25 protein-coding genes are annotated in these 22,183 nt (G+C 69.0%); 17 read left to right on the top strand and 8 right to left on the bottom strand.

Features of this window, described 5'->3' with window-relative positions:
- Positions 1–82 precede the first annotated feature (82 nt).
- A complete protein-coding gene (locus DEJ04_RS14330) occupies positions 83–727 on the top strand; it encodes a GntR family transcriptional regulator (protein WP_111024726.1) in 645 nt (214 codons plus the stop codon).
- 82 nt (positions 728–809) lie between these two features.
- On the opposite strand, the gene DEJ04_RS14325 is transcribed toward DEJ04_RS14330, so the two are convergent.
- The gene (locus DEJ04_RS14325) at positions 810–1,388 is read right to left on the bottom strand and encodes a TetR family transcriptional regulator (protein ID WP_181437836.1); all 579 of its coding nucleotides are present in this window, start codon (positions 1,386–1,388) and stop codon (positions 810–812) included.
- Between the two features lie 444 nt (positions 1,389–1,832).
- Between DEJ04_RS14325 and DEJ04_RS18515 the strand changes: the two genes are divergently transcribed.
- The 9 genes from DEJ04_RS18515 to DEJ04_RS14290 all read left to right on the top strand — a co-directional run bounded on the left by DEJ04_RS18515 (position 1,833) and on the right by DEJ04_RS14290 (position 7,842).
- Complete coding sequence (locus DEJ04_RS18515) at positions 1,833–1,988, top strand: hypothetical protein (protein WP_181437835.1); 156 nt, start codon at positions 1,833–1,835, stop codon at positions 1,986–1,988.
- A 115-nt stretch (positions 1,989–2,103) separates the two neighbouring features.
- A complete protein-coding gene (locus DEJ04_RS18510; RefSeq protein ID WP_110860986.1) occupies positions 2,104–2,304 on the top strand; it encodes a hypothetical protein in 201 nt (66 codons plus the stop codon).
- The gene (locus tag DEJ04_RS14315) at positions 2,301–3,200 is read left to right on the top strand and encodes an ATP-binding cassette domain-containing protein (protein ID WP_181437834.1); all 900 of its coding nucleotides are present in this window, start codon (positions 2,301–2,303) and stop codon (positions 3,198–3,200) included. The genes DEJ04_RS18510 and DEJ04_RS14315 overlap by 4 nt, the downstream gene beginning before the upstream one ends.
- 8 nt (positions 3,201–3,208) lie before the next feature.
- The gene (locus DEJ04_RS14310) at positions 3,209–3,922 is read left to right on the top strand and encodes a hypothetical protein (protein WP_146248728.1); all 714 of its coding nucleotides are present in this window, start codon (positions 3,209–3,211) and stop codon (positions 3,920–3,922) included.
- Positions 3,922–4,095, top strand: coding sequence for a hypothetical protein (locus tag DEJ04_RS18505; protein WP_181437833.1), 174 nt, complete (start codon positions 3,922–3,924; stop codon positions 4,093–4,095). Before DEJ04_RS14310 ends, DEJ04_RS18505 begins: the two co-directional genes overlap by 1 nt.
- On the top strand, positions 4,092–4,391 hold the full coding sequence (locus tag DEJ04_RS14305) for a hypothetical protein (RefSeq protein WP_111047521.1): 300 nt from the start codon (positions 4,092–4,094) through the stop codon (positions 4,389–4,391). The genes DEJ04_RS18505 and DEJ04_RS14305 overlap by 4 nt, the downstream gene beginning before the upstream one ends.
- Positions 4,392–4,617: 226 nt before the next feature.
- The gene (locus DEJ04_RS14300; RefSeq protein ID WP_111047520.1) at positions 4,618–6,084 is read left to right on the top strand and encodes a DUF6421 family protein; all 1,467 of its coding nucleotides are present in this window, start codon (positions 4,618–4,620) and stop codon (positions 6,082–6,084) included.
- Positions 6,081–6,764, top strand: coding sequence for an SDR family NAD(P)-dependent oxidoreductase (locus DEJ04_RS14295; RefSeq protein WP_258371389.1), 684 nt, complete (start codon positions 6,081–6,083; stop codon positions 6,762–6,764). Before DEJ04_RS14300 ends, DEJ04_RS14295 begins: the two co-directional genes overlap by 4 nt.
- A gap of 4 nt (positions 6,765–6,768) precedes the next feature.
- Positions 6,769–7,842, top strand: coding sequence for a low specificity L-threonine aldolase (locus DEJ04_RS14290; RefSeq protein ID WP_111047519.1), 1,074 nt, complete (start codon positions 6,769–6,771; stop codon positions 7,840–7,842).
- A gap of 54 nt (positions 7,843–7,896) precedes the next feature.
- Here the strand turns inward: DEJ04_RS14290 and DEJ04_RS14285 are convergent, their stop codons facing one another.
- Entirely contained in the window at positions 7,897–9,390 is a 1,494-nt protein-coding gene (locus DEJ04_RS14285) for a CitMHS family transporter (RefSeq protein ID WP_111047518.1), read from the bottom strand.
- Between the two features lie 153 nt (positions 9,391–9,543).
- On the opposite strand from DEJ04_RS14285, the gene DEJ04_RS14280 reads away from it, so the two are divergent.
- Genes DEJ04_RS14280 through DEJ04_RS14270 form a run of 3 tightly spaced genes read left to right on the top strand, consistent with a single transcriptional unit; the run spans position 9,544 to position 12,624 of the window.
- Positions 9,544–11,253, top strand: a complete 1,710-nt coding sequence (locus DEJ04_RS14280; RefSeq protein ID WP_111047517.1) for a sensor histidine kinase — start codon at positions 9,544–9,546, stop codon at positions 11,251–11,253.
- Positions 11,250–11,906, top strand: coding sequence for a response regulator (locus tag DEJ04_RS14275; protein ID WP_111047516.1), 657 nt, complete (start codon positions 11,250–11,252; stop codon positions 11,904–11,906). The genes DEJ04_RS14280 and DEJ04_RS14275 overlap by 4 nt, the downstream gene beginning before the upstream one ends.
- 40 nt (positions 11,907–11,946) lie before the next feature.
- The gene (locus DEJ04_RS14270; RefSeq protein ID WP_111047515.1) at positions 11,947–12,624 is read left to right on the top strand and encodes a DUF402 domain-containing protein; all 678 of its coding nucleotides are present in this window, start codon (positions 11,947–11,949) and stop codon (positions 12,622–12,624) included.
- Positions 12,625–12,744: 120 nt separating this feature from the next.
- On the opposite strand, the gene DEJ04_RS14265 is transcribed toward DEJ04_RS14270, so the two are convergent.
- Genes DEJ04_RS14265 through DEJ04_RS14250 form a run of 4 tightly spaced genes read right to left on the bottom strand, consistent with a single transcriptional unit; the run spans position 12,745 to position 15,240 of the window.
- Positions 12,745–13,176 (bottom strand): hypothetical protein, encoded by a 432-nt coding sequence (locus tag DEJ04_RS14265; protein WP_111047514.1) that lies wholly within the window; start codon positions 13,174–13,176, stop codon positions 12,745–12,747.
- A 1-nt stretch (position 13,177) separates the two neighbouring features.
- Complete coding sequence (locus tag DEJ04_RS14260; protein ID WP_111047513.1) at positions 13,178–14,056, bottom strand: sporulation-delaying protein SdpB family protein; 879 nt, start codon at positions 14,054–14,056, stop codon at positions 13,178–13,180.
- A 22-nt stretch (positions 14,057–14,078) separates the two neighbouring features.
- Entirely contained in the window at positions 14,079–14,603 is a 525-nt protein-coding gene (locus DEJ04_RS14255) for an SdpA family antimicrobial peptide system protein (protein ID WP_181437832.1), read from the bottom strand.
- A gap of 37 nt (positions 14,604–14,640) precedes the next feature.
- Positions 14,641–15,240, bottom strand: a complete 600-nt coding sequence (locus DEJ04_RS14250) for a hypothetical protein (protein ID WP_146248534.1) — start codon at positions 15,238–15,240, stop codon at positions 14,641–14,643.
- A 247-nt stretch (positions 15,241–15,487) separates the two neighbouring features.
- Here DEJ04_RS14250 and DEJ04_RS14245 point away from each other — a divergent pair, with 247 nt between their 5' ends.
- Positions 15,488–15,916 carry a hypothetical protein gene (locus DEJ04_RS14245; RefSeq protein WP_111047510.1) on the top strand — a complete coding sequence of 143 codons (429 nt, stop codon included), beginning with the start codon at positions 15,488–15,490 and terminating at the stop codon, positions 15,914–15,916.
- A gap of 42 nt (positions 15,917–15,958) precedes the next feature.
- Complete coding sequence (locus DEJ04_RS18250; RefSeq protein WP_146248726.1) at positions 15,959–16,456, top strand: hypothetical protein; 498 nt, start codon at positions 15,959–15,961, stop codon at positions 16,454–16,456.
- Between the two features lie 52 nt (positions 16,457–16,508).
- Here DEJ04_RS18250 and DEJ04_RS14235 read toward each other — a convergent pair whose 3' ends face one another.
- Positions 16,509–17,768, bottom strand: a complete 1,260-nt coding sequence (locus DEJ04_RS14235) for an endo-1,4-beta-xylanase (protein ID WP_111047508.1) — start codon at positions 17,766–17,768, stop codon at positions 16,509–16,511.
- Between the two features lie 197 nt (positions 17,769–17,965).
- On the opposite strand from DEJ04_RS14235, the gene DEJ04_RS14230 reads away from it, so the two are divergent.
- Both DEJ04_RS14230 and DEJ04_RS14225 read left to right on the top strand, forming a co-directional pair.
- Positions 17,966–19,153 (top strand): hypothetical protein, encoded by a 1,188-nt coding sequence (locus tag DEJ04_RS14230; RefSeq protein ID WP_111047507.1) that lies wholly within the window; start codon positions 17,966–17,968, stop codon positions 19,151–19,153.
- Positions 19,154–19,156: 3 nt separating this feature from the next.
- Positions 19,157–20,890, top strand: coding sequence for a glycosyltransferase (locus DEJ04_RS14225; protein ID WP_111047506.1), 1,734 nt, complete (start codon positions 19,157–19,159; stop codon positions 20,888–20,890).
- A 16-nt stretch (positions 20,891–20,906) separates the two neighbouring features.
- Here the strand turns inward: DEJ04_RS14225 and DEJ04_RS14220 are convergent, their stop codons facing one another.
- The gene (locus DEJ04_RS14220; protein ID WP_214541882.1) at positions 20,907–22,175 is read right to left on the bottom strand and encodes an MFS transporter; all 1,269 of its coding nucleotides are present in this window, start codon (positions 22,173–22,175) and stop codon (positions 20,907–20,909) included.
- Between the last annotated feature and the right edge of the window lie 8 nt (positions 22,176–22,183).

Genomic DNA, 22,183 nt, shown 5'->3' with positions numbered 1-22,183 from the left:
CCGCATTGTTCAACAATCGCAAGAGCCGGTTCTGCTCTGTAACACGCCCTTCACAAACGCCACCCGTGCCAGGATCGGTGCCATGACCCGAACCGTCGGCGGCGCTGACTCCACGGCCACGCGGTTGCGCACCATGATCGCGTCGGGTGGGTTCTCCCCCGGGGCACAGCTGTCCGAGGAGCGGTTGAGCGACCAGCTCGGGGTCTCGCGGAACACCCTGCGCGAGGCCTTCCGGCTGCTCGCCCGCGACCGTCTGGTCGAGCACGTGTTCAACCGCGGGGTGTTCGTCCGACGCCTCTCCGCCGCCGACGTCACCGATCTCTACGCGGCTCGGCGGGTGCTCGAAGAGGCAGCCGTCCGTGCCTGCACCCCCGACGCACCGGCACTCGCCGAGGCCGCCGCAGCGGTCGCCGACGCCCGGGCAGCCGCGTCCGCGGGCGACTGGGGCGCGGTCGGCACCGCCGACATCCGCTTCCACGCCGAGCTCGTGCGCGCGGTGCCGAGCGAGCGGATCCACGCCCTGATGGACGGCCTGCTCGCCGAGATGCGGCTCGCCTTCCTGACCACCGCCGACCCGGCCTCGTTCCACGCCGACTTCGTCGAACGCAACGACGCGATCGTGTCCGCGTTGCGCGGTGGCGACCAGGACGCCGCCTCGGCGCTGCTCGCCGACTACCTCGACGACGCGGAGCGGACGCTGCGGGTCGCCGCCGGCGCAGCCGACTGAGGGACGGCCAGGAGGCCCGGTGCGGCTCCGCCCCGCACGCGCGGTCCGAGCGCGCTCACGCTGGCGCCCGCGGATCGCTCGGTCAGGACTTCCCGCCGAGCAGGGCCGCGACCGCGTCGACCACGACCTGGCGACGCCGCGGCGGCGTCACGGCCTGCACCAGCGGGTCGTACTCCGGAGCGGTCGCGCTCCAGAACGCAGCGGTGTGCAGGACGAGCCCGAGGAGCACCGCCGGACGGAACGCCCGCGGCAGGACCCCGGCGCGCTGCGCGTGCTCGACCTCGGCCACCGCGTCGGCGTAGCTGGTCGCGACGGACTCGAGCGGGACGTCGGCGCGCTCGAGTCGGTGCCAGGTCGCGAGCCGCTGAGCCCAGGGGCGACGGACGTACGAGTCGTGCACCCGGCCGGCCCAGGCGGCGAGGTTGGCGGTGTCGAGTGGAGCCTCGGCGAACGTCTCGGTCACAGTGTCCGCGACGAGGGCGTCGAACAGCCCCTCCTTGCTGCCGAAGTAGTGGAAGACCTGCGCCTTGTTGCTCGACGCCGCGGCACCGATCCGTTCGACCCTGCCGGCAGCCAGTCCGACCGCAGCGAACTCGTCCCGCGCGGCGAGCAGGAGCCGGGCGCGCATCGCGTCAGCGGCTGGGGGCGTGAATCGGGCCATGGCCACCACCGTACCGATCGAGGACCGCTTCCGTAATATTCCAAAACTTCGCACATCGGTTGCTGAAACATTGCTAACGTGCTGCCCGTACAGCGTGCCGGTCGTGCAGGACCGGCCCATTCGGATCGCGAAGGAGCAATCATGTATCAGCGCAAGCGGCAGCATTGGGCAGCATCGACAGGAGTCGTAGCGTGCGTCACCGCAGCTGCTGTCCTCGGCACCTCCGTGCCCGCGACGGCTGCAGTGTCCCCGGCGTCGACGCCGGTCTCCGCTTCGAGCAGCGCACCGGCCCACGGCTCAACGATCGCTGGAAGCTCGGCCTCGACCGGTGCCTCCGCCTGGGCGGGGCCCATCTCCACCACCCCAGCACCGGCGGGGGCGTCCGATCGTGGGGGCGAGACCGAGCGGAGCTGGGCATCGCTCATCCGCACTGCGATCAATGCCTTGAAGAAGATCCCCGCGCTGTGGAAGAAGCTCTCGGACGGCGTCAAGAAGTCGTTCGCGAACTTCCAGCGCACTGCGTGGCCTGCGATCAAGGCTGCCGTAGGGACGATCAGCACGCTCATCACGGCCTGGGACATCTGGAAGTACTTCAACTGACCCAGCTTCGAAGGGGTGGTGGCTGCACCACCCCTTCGAAGCCCCAACGTAAGGAGGGGTTGTGGCTGCAAGGAAATCTCGTTTACGACCGCTGCTCAGCGCTGGACTCGCAGCGATGGCCGTCCTGCTCGGGGCCACCTGTGTCGTCCTGGTTGCCGCCGGGTGGCCGCTCTCGGTGGCGGCCGGAGCGGCCGGCCTCAGCGCAGCGGGCTTTGCTGGCATCGTCGAACCGAGGAGCAAAGTGGCACCAGCCGCCTTCTTGGTCTGCGTCGGAGCGATCGGGGCAGCACTTCTGCTCGATCAGCTGATGTCGTGACCGATCCGATCGAACTTCGTCGGGTCGGTAAGACCTACGGCAGACGCATCGCGCTCGATGACGTCTCCTTCTCCTGTCCCGAGGGGACGATCACAGCGTTCTGTGGGCCGAACGGCGCCGGCAAGTCCACCGCCTTGAGGATCCTCACCGGAATCACCCGAGCCGATGTCGGAGCCGCGTTCGTGAACGGGCAGGAACTTCAACAGCTCTCCGATCCGGCCCGCTTCCTCGGTTGCCTGCTGGACGCGTCAGCCTTCCACCCAGGTCGATCCGTCCGCGAGACTCTTCGGCTCACAGCTTTCACGATCGGCGAGCCCTTCCAAAGGGTCGATCAGTGTCTCGAGATGGTTGGCCTGTCAAAGGTTGCCGCCCGTCGAGTCGGGAAACTCTCCCTTGGCATGCGTCAGCGACTCGGTTTGGCCCACGCGCTACTCGGGCACCCGCGTGCCCTCGTGCTGGACGAACCGTCCAATGGCCTGGATCCCGAAGGAATACGTTGGCTCGACAACCTGCTGCTCGACTTCGCGGAGCAGGGAGGAACAGTCCTCGTCTCCACTCATCAACTCGCGGCAGTGGAACGGACCGCCGACCGCCTGGTGGTGATCTCCCGCGGACGGATCGTGGATGAAACCCGACTCGATGATCTTCGGACACAGGCCGGACGCACCTTCGTGGTCGCTGAAGATCTTCCGCGCTTTGAGGAGGCACTCCGACGTGTCGGCAGCCACCCCTTCCCCACGGGCGCAGGCTTGCTCGTGGACCTTGCACCGGAGGAGGTCGGTCGTGCTGCGCGGGATGCACGAATCGCGCTCCTCGAGCTCAGGAGCGAGGACATCCGGCTCGACGCGTACCTGGCATCCCTCACCGCCACGGAGTACGAGGGGAGGATGGTGTGATCCGTTTGGTGCTCGTCGAGATGCGACGCGCTCTCGACACACGTGGCCCCCGGTGGGCATTCGCAGTCGCAGCTGTCAGCGGAGTGGTGCTGTCCTTCCTTATCGGGTGGGAAACGAAGACGTTCGTCGCTTTCGTGGCGGGACTCAGCGTGGCTCTTCCCCTGCTCATGGGTCTCCTGGCTGTCATGGCGTTCACGGCCGAATGGACCACGCGTGCGGCGTTGACGACGTTCTCGATCACGCCACGACGCCAGCGGATCCTCGGTGCCCGCTACGTCGCGGTCTTGATCCTCGGCGTCTGCACGCTCGTCGTCATCCATCTCCTCGCTGCCGTGGTCTTCGCCGTCACACGGCCCACCTCAGCCGCTTCTGCCTTCGACATCGCGGTACTCCGGCAGTTCTGGGAGATGCTCGCGACGACGATCGCCGCGACGCTCACCGCGACGGCTGTGGCGGGCCTGGTGCTACGAACAGCGCCCGCACTCGTCATCGCTGTGCTCGGTCCGTTGTTCCTCACGATCGGCCTCGCGTTCACACCAGCCCTCCTCAACTGGCTGAATCCATACGCCTTCGCGTCGTGGCTCGCGGCGCCGGGTCTTGACTGGACGATCGCCTCGGAAACCCGCGTCGGCGTCGGCCCCGCAATGACGTCGTTCGCCGTTTGGACCGCGCTTCCACTCGCGCTCGGGTGGTTCCGACAGCTCCGCGCAGAACCGCGGTGATGCATGTCCTGGCGGCCCACACCAACTCGCTCGGCGGCGTCACGAAGGCAGTCCGGATCATGTGGGGCGCGTCCTTCAGCTGGGAGAAGATCCGGGCCCTCGGCGGGGCTGCGGCTGCGCTGGGGGCTGAGCTCCTCGGCATCGCGGCAGTGAAGCGAGGGTGCTTCCGATGAGGCGCCGGGCGCCGGCCTTCATCGTGCTCTTCGGGATCGTGTCGACGGTCGGCGCCTGGCTCTCGCTCGATCTGCTCTACGCGTGTTTGGCAGCGCTCGCGACGATCACCTACGCCGCCTTCGCTCCGAGCATCGTCGGGAGTACGCCGATCCCCCCGGGGTCAGCACCAGACCCGGCACAGGTGCGGAGCTGGCGTGAGACGCATCCGGACTCGACCGTGAGCGAAGCGATCGATGCCGTCACCAAGCGTGAGCGCATCGACTCGGAGGCCCGTGGAGACAACAGCTCCGGGTGACCCGCCCGGCGCCGCTGACTCCGACCACGCTGACCGCCCACGCAGGACCGGCGACGGTTCCGTGCGCGCAGCAGTCGGATCCCCGCGCGAGCACCACGACGACGCACGATTCCACCGCAGATGGGCAACTTTGCGTCCCCCGGACTTCCCTAGGCTCGAGACGATCCGGTAACGCGCACCACTCGTCCGCAGATCCGCGGCCGACCCCGATGACGGGAGGTTCGACATGTCCCAGTTCGCCCAGAAGATCTCGCAGGACGCCATCGTCGGAGAGCCCGAGGTCGTCGAGGACCACCTGTCCGTGCGCGAGATCGCCGCCCACCCCGCCTGGCTCCGGCTCAAGCGTGCAGTCGTCGCCCTGCAGGCCCTGCAGACGCGGGACGGCTCCGTCCCCGAACCGTCCGACCACGCCGCTGCCGCCGGTCACGTCGCGGTGATCGTGCCGGCCGTCGCCGAGCTGGCACCGCACTTCCCGCACGATGCTGCGTTCCTGCAGGTGCTGCAGCTCGACTTCGCACGCTGGCAGGAGCAGGGCTTCGGGGTCCCCGACTTCCTCGACTCCCTCACCGCGTTCCAACCGCAGCAGCACCGCGTCGACGGGCTCGGCCACCTGGTCGTGTTCCCGATGGTCACCCAGAACGGCAGCACCTCGCGCTTCGTCGAGGCGGTCCTGGTCGAGGTCATCTGGCCGGAGTTCATCGCCGAGCTCGAGGCCGGCGACCACGGCAACGCGTTGTTCGTCGCGCTGCGGTTCGTCGACTTCACCCCGGGCTACGACACGAACTCGGCGGTGCTGTTCCCCGAGACCGTCGCGATGCGCTCGATCCCCGCCTTCACGTGGGGCGCGATCTTCCAGGACCGCGAGGCCGCCCGCTACCGCCGGGTCGTCCGTGCCGCCGCCGACGTCACCAAGCTCGAGCTGCCGGCCGAGGCCGCTGCGATGCTCGACGACCAGCAGCTGACCGAGCGGGTCTTCGTGATGTGGGACATCATCCACGACCGCTCGCACATGCGCGGGGACCTGCCCTTCGACCCGTTCATGATCAAGCAGCGGATGCCGTTCTTCCTCTACTCGCTCGAGGAGCTCCGCTGCGACCTGACCGCGTTCCGCGAATCCGTGCGTCTGGAACGCGAGCTGTCCGCCGGACCCGACACGGGCCTCCAGGACGCGCAGCGCGCCATCCGTGACCACGCGCGCCTGGTGCAGTACGCGGTCGTCTTCGACCGCATCTTCCGATTCGCGATCACCGGCAGCCGCATCCGCAACTACGACGGACTGGGCGGCCAGCTGCTGTTCGCCTGGATGCACCAGCACGGCGTCCTGCACTGGACGGACACGCAGCTGACGATCGACTGGCCCGAGGTGCCGGACGTGATCATCGCCCTGAGCGACGAGATCAACGAGCTCTACCGGCGCTCGATCGACCGGCCGAAGTCGGCGCACTGGCTCGCCGCGTACGAGATGCTGACCCGCACGCTCACGCCGCACCCGGCGTCGAAGTGGGCGCGTGGCCTGCCCGACGAGACGCTCGCCGGACCGCCGCGCGGCTACACCGATGCGGTGCTCGACGACGAGTTCCCGCTGTCGATGTTCTACGAGGCCCTCGAAAGGAAGATGGCGACCGTCATCGCGTCCACGGCCGGCATCACCGGCACCACGGACGCCGAGCTCGTCGCCGAGGCCGCCGCGTGACCGACGCCTCGGTGGCCGGTCGCCTGGTGCTGATCGCCGGTGCGACCAGTGCCAGCGGCGCAGCCGTCGCGCGCGCACTCACCGCCGCCGGTGCGGCCGTCGTCGCGGTCGGCACCAGACCCGACGCCCTGGAGGCCCTGCGCGCGTCCGTCCCGGGCGTCACGACACGCACGTGCGACCTGTCGGACCTCGGTGCGGTCACCGCGTTGGCCGACGACGTCCACGCGGACGCCGGCCGCGTCGACGGGCTGGTCCACCTGGTCGGCGGGTGGCGCGGCGGTGGCAGCATCGTCGGCCAGTCCGACGCGGACTGGGACTTCTTCGACCGCGCCTTCCGGACCCTGCGGAACACGACCCGGGTCTTCCACGACGACCTGGTGGCGTCCCCTGCCGGCCGGCTCGCGTTCGTGTCATCCACCGCGGTCGACTCCCCCACCGCAGGTGCCGCGAACTACGCGGCGGCGAAGGCCGCGTCCGACGCCTGGGTCCGGGCCGTCGCGCAGGGGTTCCGGAAGGAGGCACCGGAGACCGCCGCGGCCGCCGTGTTCGTCGTCGGTGCACTGTCCGGCCTCGAGGCGCAGCTCGGCACCGCGGTCGTCCGGCTCTGGGGCACCCCACCGGCCGACGTCAACGGTGCCCGCATCCCGCTCACGGCGGCTGATCCCTCGAACCTAGGATGAACGCGTGACCCTCCGACTGCACGACCTGGACCTGCGGGGCTTCGCCTCGGACAACTACGCCGGCGTCCACCCCGAGATCCTCGCCGCCATCGCCGCGGCCAACGACGGCCACCAGATCGCCTACGGCGAGGACGTCTACACGGCACGTCTCAACGAGGTGATCCGGGAGCACTTCGGGTCGCAGGCCGAGGCGTTCCCGGTGTTCAACGGCACCGGCGCGAACGTCGTCGGGCTGCAGTCGATGCTGCCGCGGTGGGGAGCGGTCGTGTGCACCGCGACCGCGCACATCCACACCGACGAAGCCGGTGCGCCCGAGCGCGTCGCCGGCATCAAGCTCCTGCCGGTCGAGGCACCCGACGGCAAGCTGACGCCCGAGCTGATCGACCGCGAGGCCTGGGGCTGGGGCGACGAGCACCGTGCCCAGCCGCTCGTCGTGTCGATCACGCAGACCACCGAGCTCGGCACCGCCTACACGGTGGACGAGGTCCGGACGATCGCCGACCACGTCCACTCCCTCGGCATGAAGCTGCACATGGACGGCGCCCGCATCTCGAACGCCGCGGCGTCCCTCGGGGTGCCCCTGCGCGACTTCACCACCGACGCCGGTGTCGACGTGCTGAGCTTCGGCGGGACGAAGAACGGCATGCTCTACGGCGAGGCGATCGTCGTGCTGAACCCCTCGGCCTCCGAGGGGTTGCACTACCTGCGCAAGATGAACATGCAGCTCTCGTCGAAGATGCGGTTCGTCTCCGCGCAGCTCATCGCCCTGCTCAGCGACGACCTGTACCTGCGCTCCGCCGGGCACGCCAACGCCATGGCCGCCCGACTCCGCGGTGCACTGGAGACCGGCATCGCCGACGGCAGCATCCGGGGTGTCGGCTTCAGCCAGCAGACCCAGGCGAACGGGGTCTTCGCGACCCTGCCCGCCGGGGTGGCCGACCGGCTGCGGAAGCACTTCCGGTTCTACGACTGGGACGCCAGCCGCAACGAGGTGCGGTGGATGTGCGCGTACGACACCTCGGAGCAGGACATCGACGACTTCGTCGCGGCCCTGACGCGGGAGCTCGACGCCGCCTGAGCAGGCCGGGCCCGGCCCGGCTCGACGCGCGCCGAGTCGGCACCGGCGGTCGGTTCATCCGAACGGGATGACCCGCACCACGATCGCCACCACGAGCATCGCCATCGCGACCACGGCCGCCCGCCACAGCACCTTCCGGTGGTGGTCGCCGAGGTTCACGTTGGCCAGCGACACCAGCAGCAGGATCGCGGGGACCAGCGGGCTCTGCATGTGCACCGGCTGCCCGACGACCGAGGCCCGCGCCATCTCGGCCGGTGTGATCCCGTACGCCGAAGCGCTCTCGGACAGCACCGGCAGGATCCCGAAGTAGAACGCGTCGTTGCTCATGAAGAACGTCAGCGGCATGCTCAGCACACCGGTGATGCCCGCCAGGTACGGGCCCATCGAGTCGGGGATCACCGCGACGAGCCAGTCGGCCATCGCCGCGACCATCCCGGTGCCGTCGAGCACCCCGATCAGCACCCCGGCGGCGAACACCATCGACACGACACCGACGATGCTCGGGGCGTGCGCGACGATCTGCGCGGTCTGCTGCTTGAGCTGCGGGAAGTTCACGAGCAGGGCGATCGCCGTGCCGATCATGAACACGAAGTGCAGCGGCAGGAGCCCCAGAACGAGCGCCACCATCACGGCGACGGTCAGCGCCAGGTTGAACCAGATCCGCTTCGGCCGCAGGGTCGGGCGGTTCGGGTCGAGCATCGTCTCGGCCATGGTGCCGGTCCCCGTGCTCTCGTCCCCCGAACCCGCGCCGTCCACGCCCTCGCCGTCCGCACGCCGGCCGTCGGCCTTCCCACCGCGCAGTCCGAGCGCGACCGTGGGGCTCGTGAACATCCCGCCGCCGGTCCCGCCGACCGCCGCGAGCACCCGTGAACCGGACCGAGCGTTCGCCCGTTCCGGCACCCGCGCACCCCGCGACGCCTCGGTGAACTCGATCAGCCCGAGGCGCTTCCGCTCCCGCAGGCCCATCGTCCACGCGAACGTGAAGCACAGCAGCAGCCCCACCACGAGCGACGGCACGAGGGGCACGAAGATGTCCGTCGGGTCGATCTTCAGCGCGGCGGCTGCGCGGGCTGTGGGACCGCCCCACGGCACGATGTTGAGCGTGCCGTTCGTCAGACCCGCCACGCACGTCATCACGACCGGGCTCATGCCGAGCTTCAGGTAGATCGGCAGCATCGCCGCCGTGACCACGATGAACGTCGTCGAGCCGTCCCCGTCGAGCGAGACCGCACCGGCCAGCAGAGCAGTGCCGAGCACGATCTTCGCCGGGTCGTTGCCGGTCACCCGCAGGATGAACCGGACGAGCGGGTCGAACAGGCCGACGTCGATCATCAGCCCGAAGTACATGATCGCGAACATCAGGAGCGCGGCCGTCGGTGCCAGCGTGCCGATCGCCTCGGTCACCATGTCGCCGAGTCCCAGACCCGCCCCCGCGAACAGTCCGAACACGGTCGGCACGATGATCAGCGCGAGCATGGGCGACATGCGCTTGGTCATGATCAGGACCATGAAGGTCAGGACCATCGCGTACCCGAGGATGACGAGCATCAGGACTCCTTCGTCCGTGTCTGGCAGTCCGGGCACGCTACGACCCGGCCTGGAGGCGCGGCGCGCTTCTGCACATTGGCGCACCATCGCGCGTTGACCGCTTTCTGCGCATTGTGCGCAGGCGGGTCGGCTCGCCCTCCGTACGCTGGGGTCGTGACCGACGACCGTTCACGGCGCCCCAGGCTCCGCTTCGCCACCGAGGTGCTCGTGCTGCAGCTCGCCGTGGTGGTCGCCGTCGTCGCCCTGACCAGTGCCGTGTTCGTCCGGATCGAGGTCACCCGGCTCGAGCGTGCTGCCGAGGGGACCGCACTCGCGATCGCACAGAGCGTCGCCGCGCAGTCCGACGTCCGGGCCGCGGTCGCCCGGCTCAGTGTCGACGGCACCGACCTCGACCCCGCGGCCCTCGCCGACGGGCCCGTCCAGCGAGCGGCACTCGCAGCCCAGCGCCGGACCGGGGCACTCTTCGTCGTGGTCACCGACGACCGGGGCATCCGGCTGGCCCACCCCGACACCGACCGGATCGGCGAGATGGTGAGCACCTCCCCCGACGCCGCACTCGCGGGCCGCGAGACCGTGTCCTGGGCACGCGGCACGCTCGGTGAGTCGGCGCGGGCGAAGGTGCCCGTCTCCGCGCCCGCAGCCGGCGGGGCGGAGACGAGCCGGTCCTCCCGGCAGTCCGCCGTCGTCGGCGAGGTGAGCGTCGGGTTCAACCGGGCACGCGTCTACGACACCCTGGTCGAGGACAGCATGCCGGTGATCGGTGCCGGGCTGGCGGCGGTCCTGCTCGCGGTGATCGCCTCGGTGCTGATCCGACGCAGGCTGGTGCGGCTGACGCTCGGGCTGCAGCCGGAGGAGCTCGTGACGCTCGTGCAGAACCAGCAGGCCGTGCTCGGCGGCGTCGGTGAAGGCGTCATCGCGATCGGCCCGTCGGGGGTCGTCACCGTCTGCAACCCCGAAGCCGTGCGACTGCTCGGACTGGCCGACCCGGTCGGCCGTCCGGTGGCCTCCCTCGACCTGCCCTCGCCGCTCGGGTCGATGCTCGATGTGACTTCCGCTGCCCCGGCGAGCGCCACGATCGTCGCCGGGCACCGGGTGCTGCTCGTCGACGTCCGCACGGTGTTCCGCGACGGCCGCGACCTGGGCCGCGTCGCCGTCCTGCGCGACCGCACCGACGTCGAGGCCCTGACCCGGCGACTCGACGCCGTCGGGGCGATGAGCACGGCGCTCCGCGCACAGCGCCACGAGTTCGCGAACCGGCTCCACGCGATCTCGGGGCTGCTCGACATCGGCGAGACCGCCCGGGCGCGCGCGTACCTGGCGGACGTGCAGGAGCGCGGGCCGCTGCGCTACCCGGTGCAGCACGCCGACCGGTTGACCGAGCCGTACCTGCAGGCGTTCCTCGGGGCGAAGGGTGTCGAGGCCGCCGAGCGCGGGGTGCTGCTGCGGATCGGGGCGGAGACGCTCGTGCAGGGGACGATCACCGACCCGGGCGACGTGACGACCGTGCTCGGCAACCTGGTCGACAACGCGGTGTCGGCGGCCCTGGACGGGGACGAGCAGTCGAGGGACGGCGGATCCCCTTGGGTGGAGGTCGAGGTCCTCGACGACGGCGCGACCCTGCACCTGTCCGTGATGGACTCCGGGCCGGGGGTGCCGGACGATGCCGCGGACTCGCTGTTCGTGCGCGGTCCGGCGGCGGCTCCCGCGTCGGAGGACGTCTCGCAGGTGCACGGGCTCGGGATCGGGCTGCCGTTGTCGCGGGAGATCGCCCGGCGGCACGGTGGCGACGTGTGGCTCGCCTCCCCCGGCGGCGCCGACCACGGCGCGGTCTTCTGTGCCCGACTGGAAGGAGTGGTGTCGTGAGTTCCGTCTTCACCGTGCTGGTGGTCGACGACGACTTCCACGTCGCCGACCTGCACCGGCGGCAGGTCGACGACGTGCCGGGGTTCCGGGCGCTCGAACCCGTCGGGACCCTCGCGGCCGCCCGCGCCGCGCTGTCGAGCGGGACCGTGGACCTGGTGCTCGTCGACGTGTACCTGCCCGACGGCAGCGGGCTCGACCTGCTGCGGTCGATCGACACCGATGCCTTCGTGCTGAGTGCCGCCTCGGACTCCGGCACCGTTCGTCGAGCGATGCGGAGCGGGGCACTCGCCTACCTGATCAAGCCCTTCGCAGCCGGGGTGCTGGCCGAGCGGCTGCAGGCGTACGCGCGCTCGCGGAACGTGCTCGACGAGCGGTCGACCCTCGATCAAGAGGGCGTCGAGCGGGCGTTCCGGATCCTGCACGCCGGCGACAGCGGTGGGGCGTCGCCGTCCCGGGCGGCCACGGCGGCGCTGGTGCTCGAGCAGCTCGTCGCCGGTGAGGAACGATCTGCCGCCGAGGTGGCTGCGGCGATCGGGGTCTCGCGGGCGACGGCGCAGCGGTACCTGGCGCAGCTCACGGCGGACGGGACCGTGGCGATGCAGTTGCGGTACGGGGCTGCGGGGCGGCCGGAGCACCGGTACGTGCGGCGGTGAGTCAGCGGTCCCGGAGGCCGCGCCGTGGCAGCATCGATGGATGACCGACGCCGCGCGATCCGACACCAGGACTGATCCGTTCCCCTCCGGGACTCCCGTTGCGCTCCGGAGCATCAACAACTTCGGCGAGCGCGGCGAAGCAGTCGGCTTCGCGGTCGCCGCTCGGGTCCTCGCGGACGACGACGAACTCGCGGTGGTCGCCACGACTGTCGGCTCGGCCGTCCGTCGACGTGCGGGCGTCGGGAGCGGCCCCAACGGACGCCTCGTGCTGCCCGAGGACTGGGACGGCTCCTACGTCGATGACCGGTGGGTTGGATCCAGTGTCGTCCGCGTCCACCAGAAGGGAACGCCCTGGTCCGTCTGGCGCTGGCACGACGGGTCCGATTGGCTTCCCGACTGGTACGTCAACCTCGAGCTGCCGTGGGTACGGACACCGATCGGGTTCGACAGTCAGGACTGGACACTCGACGTGGTGGCGACCACCGAGCCCGACGGTTCCTGGTCTGTCCGGTACAAGGACGAAGACGAGCTCGAGTTCTACGCCGCCGGCGGGTACTGGCCGGCGGCGATGCGGGCGGTCATCGAGCATGCTGGCCGAGAAGCCACCGAGGTCGCGATCGCGCGCCGGTTCCCCTTCGACACCGATTGGTCCGGATGGGTCCCCGACCCGGCGTCGGGCACGACTGCACTTCCCCAGAGCTGGCGCACCCTGCGGTGATCCGCTGGGTCGGCCCGGTGCCGCGGGCCTCCTACGCCGAATGTCTGGACGACGTCTTCGTGCCCCTGACGCGAGAGCTCGACGGGGACGGAGCGCACGGATCCTGCGCACGAACGGGCATCAACTACTCAGTGCGTCTGCGACGGTGATCGGATCCTCACACTGCACGAGAACGGTTCCGAACTTGGACGAGAAGCGCACGCCTCGACCGGCTGAGACGCAGAGCACTCGGCATCCCCGGTACCGGGCGACACCGACACCGCCGGTTCTGCGTGGATCGATCTCCTCGATCGACACCTCTCGAACGTCGGTCAGGTGGACTCGGATACGGAGGATCGGGACGAACCAGACGGTGACCACCCCGTCCGCGACGCGCATCGATACTCGCGCAAGCGTCACGACCAGGCCCGCTGCGCTCCCGATCGCAGCCCCCGTGATGAGGAGCGCGTCGAACCCGATCACAACGCTTCCGCCGATCAAGGCCAGCCCGAGCCCGACGACGACGCCACCCAGCATCCGGATCGAGAAGGGAGCGACAACGACGTCATGCACATCAGGCTTCGGCTCGAGACGCGGTTGCAATCCGATCACCTCGTCTCGTCCGGAACTCCCGGAGATTGCTGTTCATCGGGACCAGATGGAGCAAGAGCGCCGCGGCCATGACGATCGAGAAAGAGGTCACGCCCATCAGCACGACGATCCCGCCGTGCAGCAGCAGCCCCGCGAACAACAGTGCTCGTCGGGTCTGCATTGAGAAGAGCGGCCCGATCGCCAAGCAGAACTCGAGCGCAATCGTCCCGAACGTCAGGATCCCGGTGATCGGAGGAAGGGCGGTCGCCGCATGTACAAACGGCGCCAGCAGCTCGCCGGGACCGAACGTCGGATTACGAAGCCAGTAGTACATCGCAGAGCCGTTGGCCCACTCCGGCACGGCGAGTTTTCCCACTGCAGCCTCGAGGTACACGATGAAGATCTGCGCCCGGATCAGTACCCACCCCAGAAGGGCAAGCGCTCCTCGGGCATCTGCACATCGTTGGCTCTGGTCGGTGTTCCAGGAGTTTCGCCGCCAATCAGTCAGCGACAACGGGAGCAACAGCAGGGCGAGGATCCCGTAGAGCTGATCGCCCCCGTCACCCAATGTCGTCGTCATGCTCAGACTCACGACGATGTACGCCCCCGGTACTGCCGTCGCCCAAGGCACGATTCCGGTCGCGCACACCAAGAGGCAAATCCCTGCAACGACTCGTGCGACGTCGAGAGAACTGTTGGTCAGACAGAACAAGGCCCACGAGTTGTACGAATCGCACACGGGCGCGGTGGGCTGCGAAGCGCTCGTCGTGAACAAGACGGTCGCCGGGTTGACCAAGAGCGTCAGCGCCATGCCACCGAAGAGAACAGATCGCGCAAGCGAAAGCCCAGCACCCCACGGCATCGCGATCCTCAGAGGTGCGAATCTACGTGTGCGCACAACGCACCTCGAGCTTCACTGCTTCGTGCACGTAGGTTCTTTGCTGGACCAGGTCTCTCCACTCCCAAGGTGTCGGCTTCACGCCCGCTACGACGACCTCGCCGCACAGAGTCGGCCTGATCAGCGGGTTGGACGAAGTCACCCGTGCGCTCCCGGCCACACACTCGCGTGCCGGTCTTCCGTCGCACCGCACCCAGGAGGACTTCGGGACGCCGTTCAAGATGGAAGCCATCTCCACCCCTTGCCGCCGCCCCTCTCGACTGACGCCAGCAACGAAGCGCAGCTGCGCGTTCGGCCCGCCGGCGACGGTTTGCCATCGCCCGTCAACCTGTTGGAAGGCGACCGGCGTGGCCGAAAGAGTGGGCTTGGTGAAGAACGCCCAGCCCTGAGGCATGATCCGCGACAGCACGCCGTTCATCTCCCCCTGCCCAGGAAGCTGCACCGCGGCGCTGACCCCCACACGCATCGCCAGCAAATAGGAGACCAAGACGATCGCGGCGACGAGCCCCACCGTCAAGACGATCGGATCCGCCCGCCAGCGCGGGCCGTCAGCGGCCATGGAAGACGCGAATCGCACTTGCCGTGAGCTCCGCTGCCTGAGCCCGCGCCGCGGGACCGGACGACTTCCGGATGGCGTTCTTACCGGCCACCTTCGTCGAGCCGATCGCAACTGTCGAGACGGCAGCCAGGACGCCCACGCCCACTGCGGCGACCGTGATCACGAGAACGGCGCCTGCGACGACGACGACCAGCAGAGCCCGGCCTTCACGGTCTTCGCCGGGCACATACGTCTCCGGCCCTGCTGGTAGCTCATCCGAGACCCGCTTCATGGTCGGCGTGTCCAAGAACTCTTTGCTGAGCTTGTTCATCGCCGCGTCGGTTGCCATCGGATCGCCGCTGCCGAGCGCGTCGACCAGCGAGCGGACCACCAACGGCGATCGTGCCTGCACTTCCTTCGACACATCTCGTGCGAGTCGACGCGCTTCACCGTCGTTCATTGCCTGTTCCAGAGCCGCTTCTTGGGCGTTCGAGAGCGGTCCGAGCGCACCCGACTTGACCAGCTCTCGACCGAAGTCCCCCTGGAGGAAGAGCAGACCTTCGAGCACCTCCGTGGGGGACCAGTTCCGGGTACTGATCTCAGCGGCCACCGCTGAGCCGCTACCGGGGATTGGAGGAGTCACAACGAGGGCGGTCGAGGTCAAGCTGGCCGTCGCCAGGACGACGCAGGTGAAGCGAAGGAACGAGTGCTGAGTCATGCTAGTGGAATGTAGCGCATCACATCCTGTCGTACCAGTCCCGCGCGAACCGGGCGTGCTTTCGTGGGCCCGAATCCCAAGGGCGCGCATCGCGCTGGGACGGCCGTCAGTCACGACACGGCCTCGTACGCTCGCTGTCGTGAGCGAGTTCGTCCGGTACCAGAGCGCCGTCCCCAACCGCCGCGGGCGGTTCCCGGGGGTCTTCGCCCTCGCCAACGGCCTCCAGCGGGACGGCCGGCTGAGCGACGCCGAGACGGGATGGCTCCGGGAAGCGAACACGCGCGCGACCGCGATGTACACCGACCCGACCACAGTGCAGCCCGACTGCTACGACGAGACCCACAACCCCGGGGCCCGGGCGTGGTTCAGCGCCGACGCCGTCGAGCTGCTCGAGATGGTCGGCCCGTACCTGGAACTCCTCGACCACCACGAGATCGCGTGGATGCAACTCGTGACCAGCTCGCCGGGTCGGATCGTCTACCGGGATGCCGTCCAGGTCGTCGCGGTGCCGCACACCCACGCTGAAGATTGGCCCTTCCGGCCGCCTCAGGAGGGGCGCGCGCCCTAGCCCTGTCCCTGGTCCGTGAGGCGCCATCCGGACGCCGTCTTCGTGAAGCAGAAGCTCCACGTGCGCGTCCCGTTCATCGGCTCCGATTCCTCCGACGCTCGACTCGTCACCGTCGTGTCGACACACGACTCCGTCCTGTGGCCAGGGTTGAACGGCACCGATTCCGCCTTGTCCGCGACGGTGTACTTCCGCAGCGTCGGGTTCCGGCACCACGCCCACGTGCTGTCGAGCGTCAACGCCTTCGTCACGTCACACCGCTGCGCCTTCGCCGCAGCCAGGTACACCTTCGTCACCTCGACGGCGGTTGCGGACGACGCCGGCAACCGGGGCGAACTGCACCCGGCCACCAGCGCGAGCCCCGACGCCAACACAGCGGTCACGAGGAGCGAGCGCTGCACGAGCAGGAGCCGTCCGTGCGGTCTGCTCAAGCGCATCAAGTCCATCCCTCACGGTGCCGCGGACGGTCCGCTGGTCTCGCCCAGCAAAGCGCACCACCCCGATCAGAGCCATGAGCACCCCCACAGCCAGGTCCGCCACTGACGGACTGGAGGCGCGGGGCGGGGCCGCACCGGGCCTCCAGTCCGTCAGGTGGTCACGCGACGATCTGCACCTGCGTGGGCACGTCGGTGACGGCGAACGGGGCGGACGTGCCGCGCACGTCGACCCGGTAGTCGCCGCGGAAGCCGCGGACCTGCACCCGACCGCGGTCGTCGGTGCGCAGCACCGTCGGGCCGAGCCACCACTCCTCCTTGACCAGGCGGCGGAGGGCCTCGTACGACGGCTTGGGTGTCCCGTCGGCGCGGACGAGTCCGATCGGGGCGCCGAGCCAGGCGCCGGCGTCGGTGATGCCCCAGTAGGTGATCGCCTCGACGGAAGGGTGGCCGACCAGGCTCCGGTAGTGCCGTTCGACGTCGTCGGCCTGGCGCGCCTCACCCTCGGGCGTCGACGGCCACGAAGCAACCTGGTGGTCGTTGAGGTCGACGATGTGCGCGGGCATGAGGTCGCCGGAGACGAGCGAGGTCTCGGTCAGGTGCAGCGGCAGGCCGTAGCGGGCGAACCGGTCGACCATCGCGAGCATCGTGTCCTCGCCCCAGTAGCCCTGGTGCATGTGGGTCTGCAGTCCGATGGCGTCGATCTGCACGCCGGCTTCGAGTACGCCCTCGATCAGGCACTCGTACGCACTCGACAGGTCGAAGTCGTTGAGCAGCAGGGTGGCCCGCGGATTGGCGGCGCGGGCCTCCTCGAAGGCCATCCGGATCATCGGGATGCGGCCCTTGGCCCGGGCGAGCGGGGTGATCGCGTTGTCGCCGTTGTCGAACACCGGCATGATGACGACCTCGTTGATGGCGTCCCAGGTGTCGATCGTGCCGGCGAAGACGGAGACCTCGCGGCGGATGCGCTCGCGCTGGAGCCGCTCGACCTCGTCCAGCGGGAGCCCCAGCAGCCAATCGGGCTGCACGGTGTGCCAGACGAGCGGGTGACCCTTGAGGGCGATGCCGCGGTCGCGGAACCACTGCGCCGTCGTCAGGAGCCTGGCGGTGTCCGGGGCTCCGCGCTCGGGCTCGAAGCGGCCCCAGTAGAACGGGAGCGTCGCGGTGTTGAAAACGTCCGTGTAGAGGTCGGCGAGGCGCTCGGCGCCGGCTTCGTCCTGCGCTTCGGCGTTGGCTTCGCCGGTCGGTTCGCCAGTCGCTTCGCCGTTGGCCAGTCCGATGAAGTCGAAGCCGATGTTGCCGAAGGCGAAGGCATGGCGGGTCTGCTCGACGGTGATGTCGGCATCGGGGATGGGATTGCCTTCGGCATCGACGACCGTCAGGGTCGTCTCGCCGAAGCGGTGCTCTGTTGCGTGCGTCATCGCGCGTCCTCCGACATCGTCGTCCGGGATTTGTTGTGCGCGCAAACATAGCAGCGGAGATCGTCGCCGTCACCCGGAAGACGGCCGGGGGTGAGAGGATGCGTTCGCATCGCACTGCTGCGGGGCGCACGGCATCAGTGTCGGGCCGGAAATCGATGTCAACCAAGACCGAGTCGGCCTTGCTGTGAGGTGGCCCCGTGGTCTTGTTGGAAGCAGAACGTGCAGGCACCCTGCGTCGCGAGCTGGAAGCCGCGCGTGCGGACGGCCACACGCGCACACGGCTGGAACCGTTCCCGAGCCGCGCGGGCGCACGATGGCTGCTCCGGCTCGCGTTCGCCGTCCCCTTCCTGGTGCTCGCAGCCGTCAGCGCCGACCCCACCGTGGCCGACGTCACCGTCAACCGCTCCGTCGTGGACCACGTCGCGAGACTGAGCTGGGACCGCGCAGACGTCTCGTGGCTCAGCGAGCTGTACCCGCCGCTGGGCACGATCCTCGTGCGGCTCATACCCGGTGGCGCCGCCGGACTCGCGGTCGCCGGGGCACTGGTCGCCGGGATCCTGCTGCAGCAGCTGCTCGAGGCCATGGTCCAACGGCGCTTCCCATGGTGGAAGAGCACGGTCTTCCTCGTCGCGATCGGCGCGAACCCGCTCTTCGCGTACACCGCCACCGGCAACTTCGAGGCGCTCCTCGGCATCGCGCTGTTCGGGATCGGCGCGATCAACATGGTCCGCTTCGTCTCCAGCCGGAACACCAAGGCCGGCTTCGAGTCGGGGATCCTCTTCATGCTCGCGGCCTTGGCGGACGCTTCGGGGCTCGTCCTCGTGGTCGCGGCGGCCATCACGGCCCCGCTGCTCTCCGTCGCCCGGCGGAGCGAGTCGGGCGCGAGATGGTCGAACGTGCTCATCGTGCTGTTCCCGACCATCGCGGTCTTCGGTGCGGTGATGTTCCTCGAGGCACTGTTCGGACGGAACCCGTTGCTGGTGTTCCAGAACGCCGTCCACTACGACCCTGCGCTCTGGGGGCTGGTCCCGGAGCTCGTCACGACGCTCAACGGGCTGCTCATCCTCGCCCCGGTCGCGAGCGGTTGCGCCCTGGCATTGCTGAGTCGTCGGCCCGGTTCGGTCCTGATCTCGGTGTTCGTCTTCGGGGCACTGATCATCGGCTACGTGGGTGGTCTCATCCCGGTGAACTCCGCGGGCAACGTGTTCCTCATCATGACGATGATGGGCATCGCCGTGGTCCCCGCCGCCCGGACCACCCGGGTGAGCGGCCTGATCGCCGCCGTGGGCGCTGCGCAGATCGTGATCGCGTGGGCGGCTGCGTTCAACCGGCCGATCACGCTGGAGTGGATGGCCGCCATCGGTGACTCCCTCGGACGGTGGTGACGAGTGACCACCCCACACCTCTCCGGGCTCGGCCGGCACACAGCCACGTCCCGACCCGATGAACTCACCGAGCTCGAGGCCTCCGGGATCGACCCGGCGTTGCAGCGCCCCGGGTCCGGGCAGCGGTACCTCGCCGAAGACTGGATGCCGGTCCGCGTGCTGCAGGACGGCAGCATCCTCGTCCTCACCTCCGGCCGGGCCGACGACGCCGCACTCGGGGATGCGTTGTCCGAGGAGCTCGGGGCTCCGGTCACGTTCGTCTCGGTCGACAGCTGGACCCTCCGCCGTGCCGTGCTGAGCCAGTTCCACGGGGCCGTGGCCGATGCCGCTGCGAACCAACTCCATGACCGGAACCCGACGCTCTCCGCCCGCGTCGTCTTCTCGCGGTCGCAGAAGGCCTCGGGCATCGTCCTCGCCGTGATCGCCGTGGCGTGCGGGATCATCTGGCCGGTCCAGACCGCGATCGCAGCGCTGATCGCAGCCAGCCTCGTGTTCCTCGCCGGGACGGGCTTCAAGTTCGTCGTCGCCACGCAGGGAGCCCGCTACGACGTCGTCGAACGGATCACCGACACCGAGGTCTCTGCCCTGGACGACGCCGACCTCCCCGGCTACACCGTCCTCGTGCCCGTGTTCCGCGAAGCGAACATCGTCGCCCAGCTGATCGACAACCTCGGCGGCCTGGACTACCCCGTGCACAAGCTCGAGGTCATCATCCTGACCGAGGAAGAGGACCAGGAGACACGGGACGCGATCGCCGCGGCGAACCCGCCACCGCACTTCCGCGTCATCACCGTGCCGAAGGGGCACCCGCAGACAAAGCCACGTGCGTGCAACGTCGGACTCTACGTCGCGACCGGCGAGTACCTCGTGATCTACGACGCCGAGGACACACCAGACCCCGACCAGCTGAAGAAGGCACTGATCGCGTTCGAGCGCGGTGGCGAGGCCACGGTGTGCGTGCAGGCGGCGCTGAACTACTTCAACGCTCGCGAGAACGTCCTCACCCGCATGTTCACGCTGGAGTACTCCTACTGGTTCGACTACATGCTGGCCGGTCTGGACCACGCGTCCCTGCCGATCCCCCTGGGCGGCACGTCGAACCACTTCCGCACGGCATCGCTCATCGAGCTCGGCGGCTGGGACCCCTACAACGTGACCGAGGATGCCGACCTCGGCATCCGGGCGAGCGCCGTCGGGTACCGCGTGGGCGTCATCAACTCCACCACCATGGAGGAGGCCAACACCTCGGTGCCGAACTTCATCCGGCAGCGGTCCCGCTGGATCAAGGGCTACATGCAGACCAGCTTGGTCCACGCCCGTCGGCCCCTCGCACTCGTCCGTGAGATCGGACTCGTCCGGTTCGCGGCGTTCGTCCTGCTCATCGCGGGCACCCCGGCGACGTTCCTCTGCGTGTTGCCGTTCTACGCGCTCACCGCCGTCACGTTCTTCCTGCCGCGGGAGACCGTCGACGCACTGTTCCCGGTGTGGGTGCTGTGGCTGTGCCTGTTCAACTTCCTGGTCGGCAACGCGATCATGATCTACCTGTCGATGATGGGCCCGTTCAAGCGCGGGACCTTCCACCTGATCCTCTGGTCGCTCCTGAACCCCGTGTACTGGACGCTGCACTCCATCGCCGCCTACAAGGCGCTCTGGCAGCTCCTGACCCGGCCGCACTACTGGGAGAAGACGGAACACGGGCTGACCACACAGGGGTCTGCGTCGGACGCGACGGGCTGAGGTACAGGCCCTCGACTCAGCCCACGAGGAGCGTTCGTGGAGATCGGGTCCGTGCAAGGGCCACCAGGAGCGTGCCGTAGGCGACCAGGGCAGGCACCAGCATCCACGCTCCGGTCGGGACCAGCGCGTAGATGACGAAGAACGCGAGGTAGACGACGAGGTTGATCGCGAGCGTGACCTGCGAAGCCCAGGTCCACATCGCTTTCGTGACGGAGTCACCCTGATCTTGGAACGACGAGTTCAGCCACGCCCGCGACGTCCCCGAGAGCCAGCTCGCTCCGTACCCGAGGAGGAAGAAGGCGCCGACCGCTGTCACCACCGTGGCGAGTTCCGACGGTCTCACCAACGCAACAACTGAAACCGCGAGGAAGCCTGCGGCCAGCGCCACTCCTGAGATCGAAGTGTGGAGACGATCGTTCCCGTGCGCCAGGTCCCGGGCGCGACCACGGCGCAGGTTGCTGAGCAGCACGACGAGGCCGCCGCATCCGTAGGCGGCGAGCATCCATCCGTACGCGGCTTCGCCGAGCTTCACGACCTCGAACACGAGGGGTGTCTCGATGATGTTGAGGATCGCGCCTGCGATGAGGAGGAGCATCCACAGCCGTGTGTAGGGCTGTCGCCAGGCCCACAGATCGGACCCTTCCACGCGAACGAGGGCGGCGAACCCCGGCAAGCGGAACCAGCTCCCCGTGCGCAGCTCGGTCGCCGTCCTCCCGCCATGATCACGAGCCGCTCGCAACGCACGTCCGACACCGCCGTGAGCCCACATGGCTGCTCCGACGCCGACGAACATCAGCGCATTCAAGAGCAGCAACCACGTCGGCCCGATCACCGGGAGCAGTGAACCCCCCACGGCCGGCGCGACGGCGAGGGTGACTGCCGACGTCGCACTCACCGAGCGGAGCACCGTCGGCCTCTCGGAAGCACTGACCGACGAGCTCACGAGCGACAGCAGGAGCGGATTTGCAACCGCACGGACGATCATGCTCGACCCCGCGTACACGTAGACCACCCACAGGTGCTCGACGAAGAACGCCGCGCCGACCGTCATCACGGCCAGGGTGATCTGGCAGCCGATCCACGCCCTGCGGACGCTCTCGATCGGAACAGCTCGAGCGATGTGACCGGCGACGAGCAGTGCCGGGACCGTCTGTGCCACGAACAGCCCCGCACTCGCGGTCGATCCGGCCTGGGTCTGCACGTAGACGATCAGCGCCAGGTAGGTGAACCAGTTCCCGATCCCGTACGTCAGGGACACGAGAGGGAAGAAGATACGTAGGGGCATGGCTCTCC

The organism is Curtobacterium sp. MCLR17_044 (genome assembly GCF_003234435.1).
GTDB lineage: Bacteria > Actinomycetota > Actinomycetes > Actinomycetales > Microbacteriaceae > Curtobacterium > Curtobacterium flaccumfaciens.
The sequence above is the reverse complement of the archived record's forward strand: the minus strand, read 5'-3'. Positions and strand labels throughout refer to the sequence as shown.

What these genes read in the sequence shown, in the direction of transcription:
- DEJ04_RS14330 (WP_111024726.1), top strand. Translation starts at nt 83, where the DNA reads ATGACCCGAACCGTCGGCGGCGCTGACTCCACGGCCACGCGGTTGCGC.
- DEJ04_RS14325 (WP_181437836.1), bottom strand. Translation starts at nt 1,388, where the DNA reads ATGGCCCGATTCACGCCCCCAGCCGCTGACGCGATGCGCGCCCGGCTC.
- DEJ04_RS18510 (WP_110860986.1), top strand. Translation starts at nt 2,104, where the DNA reads ATGGCCGTCCTGCTCGGGGCCACCTGTGTCGTCCTGGTTGCCGCCGGG.
- DEJ04_RS18505 (WP_181437833.1), top strand. Translation starts at nt 3,922, where the DNA reads ATGCATGTCCTGGCGGCCCACACCAACTCGCTCGGCGGCGTCACGAAG.
- DEJ04_RS14305 (WP_111047521.1), top strand. Translation starts at nt 4,092, where the DNA reads ATGAGGCGCCGGGCGCCGGCCTTCATCGTGCTCTTCGGGATCGTGTCG.
- DEJ04_RS14300 (WP_111047520.1), top strand. Translation starts at nt 4,618, where the DNA reads ATGTCCCAGTTCGCCCAGAAGATCTCGCAGGACGCCATCGTCGGAGAG.
- DEJ04_RS14285 (WP_111047518.1), bottom strand. Translation starts at nt 9,390, where the DNA reads ATGCTCGTCATCCTCGGGTACGCGATGGTCCTGACCTTCATGGTCCTG.
- DEJ04_RS14270 (WP_111047515.1), top strand. Translation starts at nt 11,947, where the DNA reads ATGACCGACGCCGCGCGATCCGACACCAGGACTGATCCGTTCCCCTCC.
- DEJ04_RS14260 (WP_111047513.1), bottom strand. Translation starts at nt 14,056, where the DNA reads ATGCCGTGGGGTGCTGGGCTTTCGCTTGCGCGATCTGTTCTCTTCGGT.
- DEJ04_RS14235 (WP_111047508.1), bottom strand. Translation starts at nt 17,768, where the DNA reads ATGACGCACGCAACAGAGCACCGCTTCGGCGAGACGACCCTGACGGTC.
- DEJ04_RS14220 (WP_214541882.1), bottom strand. Translation starts at nt 22,175, where the DNA reads ATGCCCCTACGTATCTTCTTCCCTCTCGTGTCCCTGACGTACGGGATC.